The sequence below is a fragment of the Sulfurovum sp. bin170 genome (genome assembly GCF_010892395.1).
GTDB lineage: Bacteria > Campylobacterota > Campylobacteria > Campylobacterales > Sulfurovaceae > UBA1140.
Genome location: NZ_JAACKB010000228.1, coordinates 1 through 1,819, shown reverse-complemented (window position 1 = coordinate 1,819; position 1,819 = coordinate 1). Strand labels below are relative to the sequence as shown.

General features: G+C 37.9%; 2 protein-coding genes. Both read right to left on the bottom strand.

The annotated features are described in order from the left end of the window. Positions 1-189 precede the first annotated feature (189 nt). Positions 190-1,131 (bottom strand): iron ABC transporter permease, encoded by a 942-nt coding sequence (locus tag GSY74_RS05340; RefSeq protein WP_164664072.1) that lies wholly within the window; start codon positions 1,129-1,131, stop codon positions 190-192. Beyond that, the coding region (locus GSY74_RS05335) for an ABC transporter ATP-binding protein (protein ID WP_164664071.1) at positions 1,128-1,819 on the bottom strand (692 nt) is incomplete at its 5' end. The genes GSY74_RS05340 and GSY74_RS05335, both read right to left, overlap by 4 nt.

Sequence of the window (1,819 nt, the reverse complement as noted above, 5' to 3'; positions counted from 1 at the left end):
TTTTTGAACCAAATAGTTCGGGTGTAAACACGCCGATTCCGAAAATGCAGATTGCATAGAAGGAACCGATGGCTTTAGCCCAATGTCAATGAATTAAGCTTTTTTTGAACCAAATAGTTCGGGTGTAAACACGCCGATTCCGAAAATGCAGATTGCATATAAGGAACCGATGGCTTTAGCCTCGTTAATTCATTGTTTTTTCCGAACAATCAAATAGACAAAAAAAGGACCACCGACAAAAGAGGTGATAATCCCTATAGGTACATCAGAGTTAGTCCCCAAATTACGAGCAATCAAATCACTCAAAACCAAAAAGACTCCAGAGTAGAAAAAGATAGGAGCTATAAGCCTGTCAGCACTCTGTTTGTAGAAAATTTTGATAATATGAGGGATTATTAATCCCACAAAACCGATAGGTCCTGTGATACTCACACAGACTCCTGTAGAGATAGAGACTACCAAAAGCAGAATAGTATTGACTCTTTTGACCTCTACTCCTTTTAGAAAAGCATTATCGTTGGAGGTTAGCAGAAGTCGAAGTTCACCTCTATACCAAAGAGCCATACCGAGTAGTCCAAAACTTGCTAATACAATAGGAAGAGTCTCACCCATACCCACAACATCCACAGAACCCATAGTAAATCGAACTATCTCAAAACTTTGTGACTCATCGGAGAGATAAAAGAGTATCATAAGTGATGCAGAGTAGAAAAAGGAGAGGGCTATTCCCACGAGTAGAAGTGAATTACTCTCATATGATTTGAGCCTTGCTGTGATACCAAAGAGGATTATAACGGTAAACAATGCCCCCACAAATCCAAAGAGTGAGACCAAAGAGGTATATCCAAAGATAATTGCAAACGCCACGCCAAGTGTACTTCCACTTGCTACTCCAAGAGTGTAGGGTGTTCCCATTGGGTTTTTAAAAAGAGATTGGAAGATTAGACCACCTAGACCCAACAATCCACCTGCAAAAAAGGCTACAATTACTCTTGGGACTCTTAAATCCCAAAAGAGTTTGTAGTCTACGGTGCTTGGGTCTGTTAGATTGTTTAGTGCTATCTCTATCTGTCCGTAGAATGGGGCTAGAAGTAGAATCGTTATGGATAAAAGAGAAGCTATATATCTCATATATTCACCACAAAATAGTCATCTACTCTCTTCAAGCTATCCCCAAAAAACTTTGCAAGATTAGACTCTTCAAAAAACTTCTTACTCTCATCATCAAAAACTATTCTCCCTTTATCCATATAAATAACTCTATACTCTAAACGATAAGCCAACGACAAATCATGAGTGATGATAATTCGACTCTTTATCTTGTCAGATTGAAGTATCTTATAAACCTCAACTGTGCGATTTGGGTCAAGATTGGCTGTCGGTTCATCATATATCGTTATCTCTGCTCCATGAAGTAGAGATGAGGCTAAAAGGAGTCGTTGTTGTTCACCAGAGCTTAGGGTTTTGCATGAGAAGTTGGCTAGGGAATCCAAATCTAGTAGTCTAATGGTTTCATCTACACTTATATGACCATATAATCTACTTAGCTCTAGAAAATCTCTTACTGTAATATACTCATCAAATATCTCTAGTTTTGGTGGGATATAATTTATATTCCTTGAGCGTTCTTTTGCTGATAATCTGTTAAATTTTTGACCATCTATCTCTACTCTTTTTGAATGGCTTACGCCACATAAGAGTTTGGCTAGGGTTGATTTACCTGCTCCATTTGAGCCTAAGATAATTAGATTTTCATCTTTTTTTAGGGTTAGAGTTGTATCTGTTAGGATTTTGTCTGAATAGTCTGTTATAGTTAGCA